At 69.4% G+C, this 16356-nt stretch carries 14 protein-coding genes; 7 read left to right on the top strand and 7 right to left on the bottom strand.

All coding sequences use genetic code 11. The features are described from left to right. Positions 1 to 64: 64 nt before the first annotated feature. Together NQ152_RS12430 and serS are read right to left on the bottom strand one after the other, a co-directional pair. Complete coding sequence (locus NQ152_RS12430; protein WP_257524207.1) at positions 65 to 973, bottom strand: HAD hydrolase family protein; 909 nt, start codon at positions 971 to 973, stop codon at positions 65 to 67. Then, positions 970 to 2253, bottom strand: a complete 1284-nt coding sequence (serS, locus tag NQ152_RS12425) for a serine--tRNA ligase (RefSeq protein ID WP_257524206.1) — start codon at positions 2251 to 2253, stop codon at positions 970 to 972. Before serS ends, NQ152_RS12430 begins: the two co-directional genes overlap by 4 nt. Before the next feature lie 254 nt (positions 2254 to 2507). Between serS and NQ152_RS12420 the strand changes: the two genes are divergently transcribed. Together NQ152_RS12420 and NQ152_RS12415 are read left to right on the top strand one after the other, a co-directional pair. Next, the gene (locus tag NQ152_RS12420; protein WP_257524357.1) at positions 2508 to 3506 is read left to right on the top strand and encodes a diacylglycerol kinase family protein; all 999 of its coding nucleotides are present in this window, start codon (positions 2508 to 2510) and stop codon (positions 3504 to 3506) included. 191 nt (positions 3507 to 3697) lie between these two features. After that, a complete protein-coding gene (locus NQ152_RS12415; protein ID WP_257524205.1) occupies positions 3698 to 5065 on the top strand; it encodes a deoxyribodipyrimidine photo-lyase in 1368 nt (455 codons plus the stop codon). Between the two features lie 180 nt (positions 5066 to 5245). Here NQ152_RS12415 and NQ152_RS12410 read toward each other — a convergent pair whose 3' ends face one another. Next, complete coding sequence (locus tag NQ152_RS12410; protein WP_257524204.1) at positions 5246 to 5785, bottom strand: YaeQ family protein; 540 nt, start codon at positions 5783 to 5785, stop codon at positions 5246 to 5248. A gap of 83 nt (positions 5786 to 5868) precedes the next feature. Here NQ152_RS12410 and NQ152_RS12405 point away from each other — a divergent pair, with 83 nt between their 5' ends. From NQ152_RS12405 to NQ152_RS12390, 4 genes are all read left to right on the top strand, one after another. Beyond that, positions 5869 to 6753, top strand: a complete 885-nt coding sequence (locus tag NQ152_RS12405; protein ID WP_257524203.1) for a MarR family winged helix-turn-helix transcriptional regulator — start codon at positions 5869 to 5871, stop codon at positions 6751 to 6753. A gap of 124 nt (positions 6754 to 6877) precedes the next feature. Next, positions 6878 to 8794, top strand: a complete 1917-nt coding sequence (locus NQ152_RS12400; RefSeq protein WP_257524202.1) for an FAD-dependent monooxygenase — start codon at positions 6878 to 6880, stop codon at positions 8792 to 8794. Positions 8795 to 8998: 204 nt separating this feature from the next. After that, positions 8999 to 10135, top strand: a complete 1137-nt coding sequence (locus NQ152_RS12395; RefSeq protein ID WP_257524201.1) for a DUF1611 domain-containing protein — start codon at positions 8999 to 9001, stop codon at positions 10133 to 10135. A 147-nt stretch (positions 10136 to 10282) separates the two neighbouring features. Next, on the top strand, positions 10283 to 10453 hold the full coding sequence (locus NQ152_RS12390; protein WP_257503249.1) for a CsbD family protein: 171 nt from the start codon (positions 10283 to 10285) through the stop codon (positions 10451 to 10453). Positions 10454 to 10533: 80 nt separating this feature from the next. On the opposite strand, the gene NQ152_RS12385 is transcribed toward NQ152_RS12390, so the two are convergent. The 3 genes from NQ152_RS12385 to NQ152_RS12375 all read right to left on the bottom strand — a co-directional run bounded on the left by NQ152_RS12385 (position 10534) and on the right by NQ152_RS12375 (position 13326). Continuing rightward, positions 10534 to 11052: a flavin reductase family protein gene (locus NQ152_RS12385; RefSeq protein WP_257524200.1), complete on the bottom strand. Its 519-nt coding sequence runs from the start codon at positions 11050 to 11052 to the stop codon at positions 10534 to 10536. Continuing rightward, entirely contained in the window at positions 11049 to 12260 is a 1212-nt protein-coding gene (locus NQ152_RS12380; protein WP_257524199.1) for an acyl-CoA dehydrogenase family protein, read from the bottom strand. Before NQ152_RS12380 ends, NQ152_RS12385 begins: the two co-directional genes overlap by 4 nt. A 121-nt stretch (positions 12261 to 12381) precedes the next feature. Next, a complete protein-coding gene (locus NQ152_RS12375) occupies positions 12382 to 13326 on the bottom strand; it encodes a LysR family transcriptional regulator (protein WP_257524198.1) in 945 nt (314 codons plus the stop codon). Positions 13327 to 13471: 145 nt separating this feature from the next. Between NQ152_RS12375 and NQ152_RS12370 the strand changes: the two genes are divergently transcribed. Then, positions 13472 to 14743 (top strand): ABC transporter substrate-binding protein, encoded by a 1272-nt coding sequence (locus NQ152_RS12370; RefSeq protein ID WP_257503221.1) that lies wholly within the window; start codon positions 13472 to 13474, stop codon positions 14741 to 14743. 173 nt (positions 14744 to 14916) lie between these two features. Here NQ152_RS12370 and NQ152_RS12365 read toward each other — a convergent pair whose 3' ends face one another. Then, a complete protein-coding gene (locus NQ152_RS12365) occupies positions 14917 to 16356 on the bottom strand; it encodes an MFS transporter (protein ID WP_257524197.1) in 1440 nt (479 codons plus the stop codon).

The following is a 16356-nucleotide window of genomic DNA, read 5'->3' as shown; positions in this document are numbered from 1 at the left end:
CCCAAGACCGCCTGGACGGCTCCTGTGTCTCTGCGCACGCTCGCGACGCGCCGCCGCCCGCGGATCAGAGGTTGCGCAGCACCTCGGCCACTCCGCCGGCCTGCACCGAGAGGGTGATCTCGCCCGCGGCATCCCGGACTTCCTGCGGGCCCTGCTCCATCGCGACGGCTCGGCCCCCGTTCTGGAGCGCCCAGCGGAACATGCCGAGGTCGTTGCGCCCGTCGCCGATCACCAGTACGCGCGCAGGGTCGATTCCGAGCCAGGTGCGCACGCGCTCGAGGGCGCTGCCCTTGTCCACGCCCTGCGGGGCGATGTCCAGCCAGGCGGTCCACCCGACCGCGTACGACACCTCGTTCAGCCCGATGCGCTCGACCAGCTCCACGAAGTCCTGCTCGGTGTCGCCCGGTGAGACCACGACGATGCGGCAGACCGGCATCGAGCCGAGCTGCTCGAACGGCACGCGGTCGGCCGCCTCCAGGTTCCAGTCCCCGAGGTGCTCGGTGTAGAGCCGGCGCCCGTCGGCCAGTTCGACCATGTACTTCGCGTCGGGCAGGTGTTCGCGCAGCAGCGCGAGCACCTCGGTGGGGTCGAACGTCTCGGTGTGGAAGCGCTCGTAGGATCCGTCACCCGCATCGGCCTTGCGCAGGATGACCGCGCCGTTGGAGCACACGACGAACTCCGGTGCGATGTTCAGGGATTCCAGGAACGCCTTGGCGCCCTCCCAGCTGCGGCCGGTGGCGAGCATGATCTCGTGCCCGGCGCGGTGGGCGTGCTCGACCGCCTCCACCACTCCCGGGCTGAGGGTCTCGTCCTCCAAGACGATGGTTCCGTCGATGTCCAGCACGACCAGCAGACGCTCGGTGCGGATGCCGGGATCCTCCGCATCGCGGGCGACACCCTCGACGAGGTCCGCCGCCGCCTGCTCCGGCACGACCTCGATGCTGCCCGTGGGCGGAAGATGCGCTTCCGTCACGCCACGGGCTCCATGACCTCGAGGCCGCCGAGGTACGGCCGGAGCACCTCGGGGACCAGGACCGAGCCGTCCGCCCGCTGGTGGGTCTCGAGCATCGCGACGATCCAGCGCGTGGTGGCCAGGGTGCCGTTCAGCGTGGCGACATGCTGCGTCTTGCCCGCGCCCGTCCCGCCGTCCACAGACGGCCGGTAGCGGATGTCCAGCCGGCGCGCCTGGAAGGTCGTGCAGTTGGACGTCGAGGTCAGTTCGCGGTACGCACCCTGGGTCGGCACCCACGCCTCGACGTCGTACTTGCGCGCGGCGCTGGAGCCGAGGTCGCCCGCGGCGACGTCGATGACCCGGTAGGCCAGCCCGAGGTCCTGCAGCATCTGCTCCTGCATCGCGACGAGGCGCAGGTGCTCCGCCTCGGCATCCTCCGGTGTCGTGTAGACGAACATCTCGAGCTTGTTGAACTGATGCACGCGGATGATGCCGCGGGTGTCCTTGCCGTAGGAGCCGGCCTCGCGGCGGTAGCACGTGGACCATCCCGCGTAGCGTTTGGGCCCCTTGCCCAGATCGAGGATCTCGTCCATGTGGTAGCCGGCGAGCGGCACCTCGCTGGTGCCCACCAGGTAGAGGTCGTCTTCTTCGAGGTGGTAGACCTCGTCGGCGTGCTGCCCCAGGAAACCCGTGCCGCGCATGACCTCCGGCCGGACCATGGTCGGCGGGATGAGCGGGACGAAGCCGGCCGCGAGCGCCCGGTCCAGGCCCAGCATCATGATGGCGATCTCGAGTCGTGCGCCGATGCCGGTGAGGAAGTAGAACCGGCTGCCGGACACCTTGGTGCCGCGCTCCATGTCGATCGCGCCGAGCATCTCGCCCAGTTCCAGGTGGTCGCGCGGTTCGAAGTCGAACACCGGCGGCTCGCCGAAGGTGCGCAGGGTCACGAAATTGTCCTCGCCGCCGGCGGGGACACCCTCGATCACGATGTTCTCGAGCTTGGCGAGGGCGGTGTCGGCCGCCTGCTCCGCGGCGGTCACCGCGTGCTGCGCCGCCTTGACCTGCTCGCTCAGCTCCTTGGCCGCCGAAACCAGGGCCGCCTTCTCGTCCTTCGGCGCCTGAGCGACGCGTTTACCGTGCGCGTTCTGGGCGGCGCGGAGCTCTTCGAAGGCGGTGATCGCGGCGCGGCGCTCACGGTCGGCGGCGACGGCGTCGTCGACGGTGGCCGGCGACTCCCCGCGGGCCTCCTGCGAGCGCTTGACCAGCTCGGGATTTTCGCGGAGGAAGACTGGATCGATCACCCCACAAGTGTACTCAGCGGCATCGCGCGACCGGCCGGCCCTAGTGTGGAGCCATGGTGACGGCAGGGGACGCGTCCGGCGCGCCCGATGGGGACGCCAAGACACCCCGCGGCGCCGACGACGAAGCGGTCGATCCTGCGGAGGCGGCACAGCCCGACGAGGTGATCCGCGAGCCCGAGGACATCGCCCCGGACACCACCGACGGGGAGGGCGGCCAGGCCCGGCGCGTGGACGCCGAGGGCAGGACCGAGCCCATGGCCGGCGGCGAGAAGCCGAAGCCTCAGGCGGCGCTGGTGTACAACCCCATCAAGGTGGATGCCGCGGCCCTGCGCGCGACCGTCCAGCGGCTCTCGGCGAGAGCCGGGTGGGGCGAGCCCCTCTTCTATGAGACGACCGTGGACGATCTCGGCGACGACGTGGCCCGCCAGGCGCTGAAGGCGGGCGCCGCTGCCGTGCTGGTCGCCGGCGGCGACGGCACCGTCCGTGCGGTCGCCGAGGCGATGAGCGAAAGCGGCGTCCCGCTCACGATCGTGCCCAGCGGCACCGGCAACCTGCTCGCCCGCAACCTGCTGCTGCCGCTGACGGACCCCCAGGCCATGGTGCAGGCGACCTTCGACGGCGACACGCTGCCCGTTGATGTCGGCTTCGCCGCGATCCGGCGCGAGGACGGCACCAGCGAGGAACGGGCCTTCGTCGTGATGGGCGGCATGGGCCTGGACGCCGCGATGATCGCGAACACCAACGGCACGCTCAAGAAGCGGGTGGGGTGGATCGCGTACGTCGACGGCGCGGCGCGGTCGCTCGCGGGGGCGAAGGCCTTCCGGATCGTCTACCAGGTGCCCGGCCGGCGCCTGCACTCGGCGCGGGTGCAGAGCATCCTGGTGGCCAATTGCGGGTCTCTCCCGGCGGGCCTGGAACTCATCCCCGGGGCATCCGTGACCGACGGTGATCTGGACGTCGCGATCTTCCAGCCCAAGAACGCGCTCGGCTGGCTGCTGGTGTGGCGCCGCGTGGCGTGGGACAACAGCATCCTCCGCCGTTTCCGTGCCGGACGTCACGTGCTGTCGCTGCGCACGAAGGACAACTCGGTCCTGTACGCCCGCGGCAAGGGCCTGGAGCTTGCCACCTCGACGGCGCAGCCGGTGCAGCTGGACGGCGACGAGTTCGGCGAAGCGGTGCGCATGCGCTGCCGCGTCGTCGAAGGCGGGCTGCTGACGGTCCTCCCGAAGGGTCACGACACCTCCCGCCTCTGAGCCGCGGAGTGCCACAGCTTCTGTTCTTCTCGCTCGGTGTCCCAGTTATGCACGCGCGCCGCGGCGTGTCGCATGCACAAGCGGGACACGAGTACGGAGGTGCGGCGACTACCGCGCGCGGCAGGCGCGGCGCGCAGCAGCGTCGGTGTCAACCCTCGTCCGCGCGAGCCGGCCGCCGATACCATCCGATGATGAGCGGGCCGTCGATCGTGTGGTTCCGCGATGACCTGCGCCTCGCCGACAATCCTGCGCTCCGCGCCGCGGTCGAGCGCGACGAGGCGGTGATCGGCCTGTACGTCCTGGACGAGGAGTCGCCCGGCATCCGTCCCCTCGGCGGCGCGGCCAAGTGGTGGCTGGACGGCAGCCTGCGCTCGCTGGCGGACCGGCTCGCGCAGCGCGGCTCGACGCTCGTCCTGCGGCGAGGGGCGGCGGCATCCGTCGTCCAGGACGTGGCGAGGGAGGCCGGGGCGGGCGCGGTCTTCTGGAACCGGCGCTACGGCGGGGCGGAGCGGGCAGTGGATGCGGCGCTGAAGTCCGCGCTCCGCGGCAGCGGCGTGACGGCGACGTCGTCCGCGGCCTCGCTGCTGTTCGAACCGTGGACGGTGCTGACCGGCTCGGGGACGCCGTACTCGGTGTTCACCCCGTTCTGGCGGGCCTGCCAGTCGGGCCCGGCGCCGCGCGCGCCGCTGGCCGAACCGCGGCGGATCCGGGGCCCCGCCGCGGCGCCTAGCAGCGACGACATCGGCGACTGGGCTCTGCTGCCCACCGACCCGGATTGGGCGGGGGGCCTGCGCCAGACGTGGGAACCCGGGGAGCCGGCCGCGCGGACGCGGCTGCGCGAGTTCCTCGCCGAGGACCTGGCCGATTACGACCGTTCCCGGGACGAACCCGCGGCCGGAACGACCTCCCGGCTCTCTCCCCGTCTGCGGTGGGGCGAGCTGAGCCCGCACACCGTCTGGCACGAGGCGATCGGCGCCGGTCAGTCTGCGGGGCGCTTCCTCGCCGAGCTGGGCTGGCGGGAGTTCGCCGCCCACGTCCTGTACCACCACCCGGATCTGGCCACGCAGAATCTCCGCCCCGAGTTCGACGGCTTCCCCTGGCCTCGCCTGCGGCCCGCGCAGCTGCGGGCCTGGCAGCAGGGTCGCACCGGCATCCCGCTGGTGGATGCCGGCATGCGGGAACTGTGGCGGACAGGGGTGATGCACAACCGCATCCGCATGGTGACGGCATCCTTCCTCGTGAAGAACCTGCTCATCGACTGGCGGCGGGGTGAGGAGTGGTTCTGGGACACGCTGGTGGATGCCGACGGTGCGAGCAACCCGTTCAACTGGCAGTGGGTCGCCGGATCGGGCGCCGATGCCGCCCCGTACTTCCGCGTCTTCAATCCCGAGCTGCAGGCGAAGAAGTTCGATCCGCGCGCCGAGTACATCCGCCGCTGGGCACCGGAGTACGGGCCGGATGCCGAGGCCCTGGCGCCCCCGCCGATCGTGGACCTCGGCGAGTCGAGGAAGGCCGCGCTGGCCGCGTACGAGCGGATGCGCCGCAGCCGGCGCGCCTGAGCCGACGGGACCCGCGCGCCGCCCTTCCCCCTGCCCCGCTGCCCCCGCGCCCGGTTTGCCTGCCTCCTCCGATTCACTTGCCCTGTGTGCACGCGAAGGGCACTCAGTGACGTACACACAGGGCAAGTGAACAGGGCGGATGCCGGGACGCCGAAGGACGCGCGCGCACGGCGGGCGCTGTCACTCCAGCCGGTGGTCGTGGACCGTCGAGGTCAGGGTCGATCCGTTCAGGTCGAGGTAGAGCTGTCGCTCCGTGATCGACAGCGTCATCGTATTGCGCCGCTCCAGGACGGCGACGGCAGAGTCGATGAAGCCGGGGTCGAAGCTGTGCAGCGTGATGGCCTCGGCGTTGTGGATCCGCTTGCCCGCCCACGGTGCGAGCACCTTGACCGGATCGCGGTGCGTGTAGATCGCGGTCCGGTCGGCGAGCTTGCTCCCGTAGTGCAGCCGCGCGGCGTCCGGCGCACCGACTTCGATCCACCCGGTGAGCCGTCCGGTCGCGTCCCGTACGAGCACTGCCGGCTCGTCCGTCGTGGAGATGCCCTCGCCGAATGCGATGCCCTCCTCGAACTCCAGGCAGTAGGCCAGCACTCGGGTCATCATGAACGCGGCGGTCTCGGACGGGTGGCGGGCCACCCGAAGGGGCAGTTCGTCGTAGACGCCGCGATCCACATCCGCCAGTTGCACCGTGAAAGTGTGGATCGTCGCGCCGGATGCCATAGCGCCCGAGCCTACGCGCTGCCCGGGCGCCGCCTGGCCGGATCGCTCGGTATCCTGACACGACGGTGCCGGGAGGAACGACGATGAGCGATCTGCAGACGCGGCATCCGGACTCCGTCGGCCTCACGAGCGTCTGCGGTCACCTGCTGCGGCGCGCCCAGCAGGTGCACAACGCGTACTGGCTGGACGAGGTCGGCAGCGATCCGACGAGCCCGCAGTATGCGGTCCTCGCGGCGATAGCCGCCACGCCCGGCGCCGACCAGCGCGAGGTGTCCGAGGCGGCATCCCTGGACACGTCCACCACGATGGACATCGTCGCCCGCCTGACCGGACGGGGCTGGGTCGCCCGGGAACGAAGCCCGTCCGATGCGCGGCGGGATATCCTCACTCCCGCGGCGCGCGCGGTCGAGGCACTCACACTGCTGCGCACCAAGGTCCAGCGCGTGCAGGACCGACTGCTCGCACCGCTTCCGGACGAGGAGCGTGGCGAGTTCACCGACCTGCTGCGACGCACTGCGCGCGTGGATCCGCAGACGCAGGGTGGCGGATACTCCCCGCTGCACATCCCCGGCCATCTGCTCCGGCGTGCGCAGCAGGTGCACACCGCCCTGTTCGCCGTGGAGTTCGATCGCGAACTGACCGGGCCGCAGTATGCCGCCCTCCATGTGCTGGCCGCCCACCCATCGATCAGCCAGCGCCAGCTCGGCGACGAAGCCGCGCTGGACAAGTCCACGGCCGCCGACCTCGTGCAGCGTCTGGCACGCCGCGGCTGGATCACCCGGGAACGGGATGCCGCGGACGGTCGCCGCCGAGTGCTCTCGCTGAGCCGTGCAGGCGAGGAAGCCGCGCGCGGATTCACGCCCCGGGTCACGGCCGTTCAGGAGCGACTGATGGAGCCCCTCGACCGGCGCGATCGCGAGAGGCTCCTGGCGCTGCTGGTTCCGGTCGCGTACGTCGCCGGGTACTGATCCGGGCGGGGCCCCGGGGCGCTGGCTGCCCCTTGCGCTCCCTTCCGGGTCGAGGATATCCTCCGTATACGTACTATTTTCTCGGGTCGGTCTGACCGGTGCGACCCGGCGCGAAGGAGCAACGATGCAGGCGTATCTGAACGGCTTCCACAGCGGCGACCCCGCGATCCTGCCCGCTGACCCGGCCTCGACGCACGCGCCGCACGGCGACGACCGCGTCGACGTTCTGATCGTGGGCACCGGCCCCGCGGGCTGCGTTCTGGGCGCCCAGCTGGCCGCCTTTCCCGGCATCCGAACCCGCATCCTCGAGCGGCGGGGCGGTCCGCTCGAACTGGGGCAGGCCGACGGCGTCGCGTGTCGCTCGGTCGAGATGTTCGAGGCGTTCGACATCGCCGACCGCGTGTTGAAAGAGGCCGCGCAGATCACCGAGACCGTCTTCTGGCGACCGGACCCGACCGACGGCTCCCGCATCGTGCGCAGCGGGCGGATCGAGGATGTCGAGGAGGGACTGTCCGAGTTCCCGCACGTCATCTTGAACCAGGCGCGCGTGCAGGATTTCCTGCTGGAGAAGATGCGGACCGCGCCGCGGCGCCTGGAACCCGAGTACGGCGTCGAGGTGCTCGCGGTGGAGGTGACGGACGCCGCCGACTACCCGGTCCTCGTCCGGACACGCGATGTAAACACCGGCGCGGAGAGCACGCTGCGCGCACGTTACGTGGTCGGGTGCGACGGCGCGCGCAGCACCGTGCGGCAGTCGATCGGACGCGTCCTGCGCGGCGACTCGGCCAACCAGGCGTGGGGCGTCATGGACGCACTGGCGGTGACCGACTACCCGGATATCCGCTTCAAGTCGGTCATCCAATCCCGCGACTCGGGCAACATGATCATCATCCCGCGCGAGGGTGGCTACCTGGTCCGCTTCTACATCGAGATGGACGAGCTGGAGCCCGGCGAACGAGTGGCCGGTCGCGCCATCACCTCGGACGACCTGATCGCGGCCGCCCGCCGCATTCTGCACCCGCACACGCTCGACGCGCGGGAGATCGTCTGGTGGTCGGTCTACGAGATCGGCCAGCGACTCACGGACAAGTTCGACGATGTGCCCGAGGACGAGGTCGCGACCCGGCTCCCCCGGGTCTTCGTCGCCGGCGACGCCTGCCACACGCACAGCCCGAAAGCCGGACAGGGCATGAACGTGTCGATGCAGGACGCTTTCAACCTCGGCTGGAAGCTCGCCGCCGTGCTCGAGGGCCGCAGCGACCCCGAGCTCCTGCACACGTATTCGGCCGAGCGCCAGGCCGTCGCGCAGGACCTGATCGACTTCGACAAGGAGTGGGCCGCCATGATGAGCGCGAAACCCCTGGATGCCGTCTCCGGCGAGGGCGTGGACCCGGATGCGCTGCAGAACCACTTCCAGAAGCAGGGCCGGTACACCGCCGGCACGGCCACGCAGTACCCGCCCGCGCTGCTCACCGGCGGCCCCCAGTGGCAGCACCTCGCGGCCGGGTTCCCGATCGGCCGGCGATTCCACTCCGCCCCGGTCGCTCGCATCGCGGATGCCGAGCCGCTTCAGCTCGGCCACCTCCATCGCGCAGACGGCCGCTGGCGGCTCTACGCATTCGGCGATAGGCCGCCGATCACGGATCCCTCCTCACGCCTGCGCCGATTCGCCGAGCGGTGGATCGAAGGTCCCGCCACCCGCTTCACCTCGCCCGGGGCTGACATCGATGCGGTCATCGACGTGCGCGGCATCCTTCAGCACAGCCATCGCGAGGTCGAGCCGACGAGCCTGCCCGAGCTGCTGCGTCCGCATAAGGGCAGGTACGGGCTGGCCGACTACGACAAAGCGTTCGCGCCGTCCGTCAGAGAGGGCGATATCTTCGCCGCGCGCGGAATCGACCGCGACCAGGGCTGCCTCGTTCTGGTGCGCCCCGACCAGTACGTGGCGCACGTGCTCCCGCTGGACGGCCTGGATGAACTGGAGGAGTTCCTCGGCCGCTTCCTGCTCCCCCGGCGGCGCGAGGCCGGACTCCGCGCGTGACCCCGCCGCCTCTGCACCGTGCCGACCCGCCATCAGGCTGAGGGCGTCCGGGACACCGGGAACCGGGTCGTGCCGTGCATCCCGGCGCGAGAGGTATCGTGACAGTACCGGCAAACGCCGGATCAGGGAAGACTTCTCGTTGACCGTTGGGCATCCGTCCGGCCACGATTCCGTCGCCTCCTCTGAATCACTCAGAGGAATCCCATGCTCCCGTCTGTCCCCCGTTCCGAACCCACCGCAGCTTCGCTGCCCTCCGGAACCACCGCCGTCGTCTACTGCGAGGGTCAATTCGGTCAGCAGGACGGCAAGACCGCCAACGGCCTCGTGCGCCACTCCGAGCGGTACGAGATCCTCAGCGTCATCGACAGCACGCTGGCCGGGGTCGACGGCGGGCTTCATCTGGACGGCGTGGCCAACGGGATCGCGGTGCTGGCCGACCTGACAGAAGCGATCGCCTTCGCCGGACGCGTGCCGGACTACCTCATCTGCGGCATCGCGCCCGCGTCCGGTCTTCTGTCGGCCGCGCAGCGGGTCGTGCTGCTGGAGGGCATTGCGCGGGGCATGCACATCATCAACGGCCTGCACGAGTTCCTCAACGACGACATCGAGTTCGCCGCGGCCGCGCTCCTGGCCGATGTGACGATCACCGACGTGCGCCGCCCGAAGGCCAAGCAGGACCTCCACCAGTTCTCCGGCCGCATCTTCGATGTGCCGTGCCCGCGGATCGCCGTCCTGGGCACGGACGGAGCGATCGGCAAGCGCACCACCGCGACTCTGCTGGTGCAGTCGCTCAACGCCCGAGGCATCAACGCCGTGTTGGTCGGCACCGGCCAGACCACGCTCATTCAGGGCGGCAGGTACGGGGTCGCCCTGGACGCCATGGTCCCGCAGTTCTGCTCCGGCGAAGTGGAGAATCAGGTCGTCGCGGCATACGAGGGCGAGCATCCCGACGTCATCGTGGTCGAGGGCCAGGGAGCGCTCAGCCACCCCGCCTACCTGACGTCGGCATACATCCTGCGCGGCAGCCGCCCGGCGGGTGTCATCGTGCAGCACGCACCCAAACGCACGACGCTGGGAGATTTCCCGATGCTTCCGATGCCGACCGTCGCGAGCGAGATCGCGCTCATCGAGGCGTTCGCCGACACCCGGGTCATCGGCGTCACCATCAATCACGAGCACATGAGCGACGCCGAGGTCGGGACAGTCATCGACGAGTACGAACTCGAGCTGGGCATGCCCGTCACCGACCCGCTCACCCGCCCGCTTGAGCGACTGGTGGACATGGTGCTGCGCGCGTTTCCGGCCCTCGAAATGAGCGCGACAGCGCCCCTTCCGCACTGACGGTCGGGGGTGCGTCGCCCTCGCGAGCCCGAGCGCAACTCGGATAGCACAGCCGACCGTCGTGCGCGAGCCCCCTTTCCCCCGCGCGCCGGCGACGTACCGTGGAAGGCACGGGAGACACCCGGATTTCGCATGGAAGGAATCGCAATGGGACTCGACGACAAGATCAAGAACGCAGCCGAAGACGTGGCCGGCAAGGCCAAAGAGGCTGTCGGCAAGGGAACGAACGACGAAAGCCTTGAGCGCGAAGGCGAAGCCGACCAGACGAAGGCCAACTTCAAGAAGGCCGGCGAGAACGTCAAGGACGCGTTCAAGTAGACCGTCTCGATGAGGGAACCCCCCGCGCCGTCCGGCCGGGGGGTTCTCTCGTGCGAGGTCCTCGCCGCCGTCTCCCGGTCTCAGCCGGCGAGCCGAGCCGGGTCCGCGAGGGAGTGGATCCCGATGCGGTGCCAGGCGCGGTTGCGGTAGACCAGCCCGTCGTCGTCGACCGATCGGTCCGAGACGCTCGCGTCCACGGCCTCGGCGACGAACACCGTCGAACCACCCGCATCGATACGGTGGATGATCCGGGCACGGAGCCAGACCCCGGCTTCAGCGAAGACCGGTTCGCCGGTGGGCAGCCGGCTCCAGCGGGTCTCGTCCGCGAACCGGTCCACGCCGCTTGCGGCGCCCAGCATGGCCAGATCCAGATTCCCCGCGGTGAGCAGGTGAATGATCACCGCATCCGCCCGCTTGAGCACGTCGGCACTCGACGAGATCACCGAGATCGAGAACATCACCAGCGGAGGCTCGGCACTGACCGCGGACACCGAAGATGCGGTGAGTGCGACCTGCGTGCCACCCACGTTCGCGGTGATCAGTGCGACGCCGCTCGGATGCAGCCGGAACGCCGACTTGAACTCGTCTGGAGCGATCATGACTGCGAGGCGAGGAAGCGGACGGCCGCCTGCCGCCAGTTCAGTGTGACGTGGTGGGAGATCATCTCGATGTCGCGTTTGGCTCGGGATACCGGATGGGCGGCGTTTCCGGCCCTCGCGCCGACGAGCGAGAAGATCTGCTGCACGGCGCGCAACGAGGTGCGGGTGACCAGCGCGTTATCGCGCATCTCGCGGGCGACGTCGGACTCGGCCGATTCCACGCGCTGCCGCGCGCGCTCGGAGGCTTCCAGGCTGCGCCTCTCGACCAGCAGCCGCGCCATCTCGATGTCACCCTGCGCCTGGGCGAACTCACTGGCGACGTAGTCCTGATCGGCCAGGCGCACGGTTCCGCCCAGGGCGTTGGCGACCCTCGTGCTGGTGCCGGCGGTCTCCGCGAAATGCTCGGCTGCGCCCCACGCTGCACCGACCGCGCAGCTGGCGAACGGGAAACGGCCGTTCGACGGCCAGGTCGCCCACATCGTCTCGAACGTCGGGTGCAGTGAACGGCGCTCCTTGAGCTTGCGAACGGTGCCCTTGGTCGCCTGCACTCGATGCTCGGGCACGAAGACGTCCTCGACGGCCATGCTCCGGCTGCCGGTGCCACGCATGCCGGTGGGGAACCAGTCGTCGATCGTGACGGTCTCCTCCCTCGGCACGATGAACATGTGGCCCTCGCCGTCATCGCCCACAGGAGCGTTGAAGATCAGCCACTCGGAGAAATCGGAGCCGCTGCAGAACCCCCACTGCCCGGTGAGGCGGTAACCGCCGGGTACCCGCGTAGCAGTGGCCTTGGGGTTGAGGTTGGTGTTGCCCGCCAGCGTCGCGTACGTGTCCGTGCCCCAGATCTCGTCCTGGACCTCTTCGGGGTAGGCGACGATCGCCATGTTGTCCGAACTCAGGATGGAGAAGATCCAGGCGGTGGAGGCGCACCCGCGCGCCAGCGTCATCGCGATCCTGGCGTGCTCGTGCTCGCTGAGTTCGAGACCGCCGTACTTCTTCGGCTTGAGCACGTGGAAGAAGCCCGCGTCGCCGAGTCGGCGGTAGGTGTCCTGGTGGATCCGGCGTTCGCTGTCGACCTCCGCCGCCCGATCGCGCAGCATCGGGATCATCCCCTCCGCTGCGATCAGCAGGTCATCGGGCGTGAGCGTCGTGGGGGGCGCGGGGCGTACGCCGGTCCGGTCTTCGATATCGACAGTGTGGGTGTCCATTGCAGTCGCCTGTCCCGCGGCGCCGAGTCGGCCGCGATCGTCGTTGATGGCACCATCCTGAGTCGGAGCGCCTTATGCGGTCAAACGAATGAATCTGCGCAATATGCACACTTCAGTCGTATTAGTCGGACCCCGGATAATGCCGACGTACCAGGTCGGCCAGAGCCCGGACCCGGGAGGACACCTCCACGCCGCGCGACCGCGCGAGAACGACCGGCACTGCCGGGGGCGGCGGCGTGATCTCCTTCTCGACGATCGGCAGACCCTCGTAGCTGAGCTTGTTCGCCGGCCGTTGGACCAGGACGGCGTAGTCGGTGGTGGATCTGGCAACGAGCGACCGCGTCAGTTCGAACGCATGCGTGCGGTGCCGGATGTTCGGCGTCAGACCCCCCGCCTCGAAGACGGACATCGCATAGCGCGTGCTGGGCTCCTGGTCGTACAGCACCAGGGGAAGCTCGGCGACCTCTTCGAGCCGAACCGTCTCGCGGGCCGCGAGCGGGTGACGCTCACCGAACAGTGCGTATCCGCGCGCCTCGTACAGCGTGAACCGGTCGAGCCCATCCATTCCGCCCACGTCGTACATGATCGCGGCGTCGATGGCACCGGTGACGAGGGCCTCCTGGAGCTCGTCCTGCGCACCGACCACGAAGTCCACGGTCACGCGCGGATGCAGCTTCTCGTACTCGTCCAGCAGTCGCGGCAGGACGGTCGGGGCCAGAGTGGCGAAGCAGCCGACCACGAGCGGGCCGACCAGCTCGCTTCCGCCACCCCCGACGGCGTAGCTGAGCTCCGCGGCATCCTCGAGCAGTCGTTTCGCGCGAGCGAAGATGAGACGTCCGGTGGATGTCAGGCTCACGCCCTGCGCTCGTCGACGGACGCAGAGTTCGGCACCGAGCACGCGCTCGAGTTCGGTGATGGACGCGGAGATCGCGGACGGCGAGTAGCTGAGCCGCTTGGCGGCACCGCTGATGGTTCCGTCCTCAGCCGCGGCCACGAAGTTGGCCAGCTGGCGCAGCGTCAGCTCACCGCGGACGACGCTGCCATCCATGTCCGTCAGAGGTTCCATCCCGCCACACTAAACCACACCTCAGGCGCTCTTCTTCATCGATTTGTTTCGTTTGACCGAACAAGACGCTGCCCGCAGGATGGGCCAGGGTCGGACGAGACCGCGACCAGCGCAGGTCGCGGCAGACACAGGAGGCACTGCAGCCATGAACATCACCCCCACGAGACGACGGGTCACTGCGCTCGTCGCCACCGTCGGCATCCTCACGCTCGGGCTCACCGGGTGCGCCCGGGCCGGAACCGCCGCAACCGGGACCGAGGACGGTCCCGTCGCGTCTCCCGGCATCACCGACACGACGCTCCTGCTGGGATCGACCTCTCCGCTCACGGGCGGTGCTGCCGGCGTCGGCAACTGCGCAGTGGACGGTGCCATTGCCTACTTCGAAGCGCGAAACGCCGACGGCGGCATCACGTTCGGCGATGGCAAGACCCGCACGGTCGAGTTCAAGGCCTATGACGACGGCTACGACCCGCAGAAGTCGCTCACCAACTTCCAGCAGATGGTCAGTGACGGCGTCTTCGCGGCCGCGCTGAGCCTGGGCACACCCACGAACCGGTCCTGGCGCGAGGCAGCGATCGCTGAAGAAGTTCCGCAGGTCCTTCTGCAGACCGGAGACCCCCTGTTCAGCGATCGCGAGGAGAGCCCCTGGCAGATCGGTCTGCTTCCGGTGTATCAGCAGGAAGGCGAGGCTTTCGGCGAACTGCTCGCTTCATCCCCGGACACGCACAAGGTCGCCATCCTGTACCAGAACGATGACTACGGGCACGGCTACGTCGAGGGCCTGAAGACGGCGCTGGAAGGCGCGGACAACGTTGAGATCGTCAAGGAGGTCTCGTACGAGGCGACCGACATGGACGTCTCCGCGCAGATCACCGAGCTCGCCAGCAGCGGCGCTGACATCTTCTACAACGCGATGTCCTCTCTTGCGCCCCTCGTGCTGGGCTCCCTTCAGCGCGCAGATGCGCTGGGGTGGCACCCGAGCTGGTTCCTGCCCTCGACGACGTCCAGTCCGAGCGTCTACCTCACGCCGTCGGGCGTCGCCGACCGGTTCCCGGCCATCTACACGACCGCGTCGTCCCTGAACGCCGGCTCCCCGGCCTTCCAGGAGAGCCCGGACGGAAAGGCGTTCCTCGCCGCGATCGACGAGTACACCAACCAGGACGGCATCCCCGGATTCCCGCAGTGCGTGTGGAGCTGGATCGGCGCGTCGATCCTCGAGGAGGCCTTCACGAAGATGGAAGAGCCGACCCGGGAGAGCTTCCGCGAAGCGCTGCTCTCCATCGAAGGATTCGAAGCGCCGTTCCTCCTGCCCGGCGGGAAGATCGACACCACGAGGGACGGACGTCCGGCGATGAGCGACCTCAACGTCATGGCGTTCAACGGCACCGGATTCGCTCCGGTGGAGGCGCTTCAGTAACCCGCTCCACGGCTCGCCCCCACCGGGCGTGGTGCGCATGTGTCTGGACCGTCGTGATGACTGCGACGGTCCAGACTCGTGTGCACGGGTGCTCGCCGCAGACGCCGCCCTCTGGGGCCTGCGCTGCACTCCGTCGTGCGGCACCGCGCCGCGGTCGTCGCGACCGGGTCCGCTCAGGCTGCCGAGCGTGACGGCTGGACCCGGGCGCCTCCGGCCCGGGGCGTGCCGACCGCTCGCGGCATCACGACGGATCCGAGCAGGTGGACGAGCGCGAACACCAGCATCAGCAGGAACACCGTGCCGATGGCCGATTGCACGACCAGGGGGTCTCGATCGCGTGCCGCGTCGCCGAGAATGGTGGTGCCGACCGCTCCCAGCGCCGCCACGCCGAGGACCTGGCCGAGCGAGCGGAAGAACGTGACGAGGCCCGTGACCATACCGCGCTGATTCCAGGGGACGCTTTCCTGCAGCGCCACGAGCCCGGGCACCGTCGTGAACCCGAAACCGATCCCCACCAGAGCGGCACAGGCAGCCACCGTGTAGACAGACGGATGGTCGACGAAGACCACCAGCCCCGAAACACCCGCGGCCGTGAGCATCGCTCCCAGCACGGTGGTCCGGCGCAATCCCCACCGCAGCGACAGCCTGCCGGCCAGCGCTGATGACGCGGGCATGCCCAACGCCATCGCCGCGACCGCCACACCCGCCCAGATCGGCGACGCCCCCCCGGCCACCTGCAGGTAGATCGGCGCGAATGCGCTCAGGCCCACCATGATGCCGCCCATCATCAGGCCCAGGACCGCCATGACGACGACCAGACGGCGCTGGAAAAGCTCCAGAGGGATGATCGGCTCCGCGGCACGCCGCTCGCGAAAGACGAACGCGACCAGCAGGGCGGCGCCGACCGCGAAGATCGTCACACTCGTGACAGATGTCCAGCTCCAGGCGCGGCCCCCCTCAAGTGCACCGAGGACCAGCAGGGACAGTGCCGCCGTGATCAGAACCGCCCCGGCATAGTCGATCCGGTGCGCTCGACGCTCGACGTGCTCGTGCACGTTCCGATGAATGAGCCAGAGCGTCAGCACGCCGATCGGCAGGTTGATCAGGAAGACCACTCGCCACGCGTCCATCATCGCGAACGCGCCCCCCACAAGCGGACCGATGACGGATGCCGCGGCGAGCGTGACCGCGATATGGCCCTGCACGCGGGCGCGGTCCTCGCGGTCGTAGAGGTCTCCGATGACCGTGAGCGCGAGGGACTGGATCGAACCGCCCCCGAGCGCCTGGACGACGCGGAACGCGATCAGCGAGGGCATGCTCCACGCCAGACCGCACAGAACCGAGCCCAGGACGAACACGCTGATCCCGATCACCAGGAGGCGCTTGCGTCCGACGATGTCGGCCAGCCGCGAGACGACCGGCACTGTCACCGTCATGGTGAGCAGGTACACCGAGAACAGCCAGGGGAACGACGAGAATCCGCCGATGTCGGCGGCGATCGAGGGCACAGCGGTGGCGATCACCCACGCCGACATGCCGATCAGAAAGGTCGCCAGCAGCAGGGCCAGCAGCGCAGGTCCGCGCTCGGAGCGCAGGCCGATGCCGTCGGACAC

Source organism: Microbacterium sp. zg.B48 (genome assembly GCF_024623505.1).
Classification (GTDB): domain Bacteria; phylum Actinomycetota; class Actinomycetes; order Actinomycetales; family Microbacteriaceae; genus Microbacterium.
Note: the sequence above shows the minus strand (reverse complement) of the source record. Positions and strands in the feature narration are given on the sequence as shown.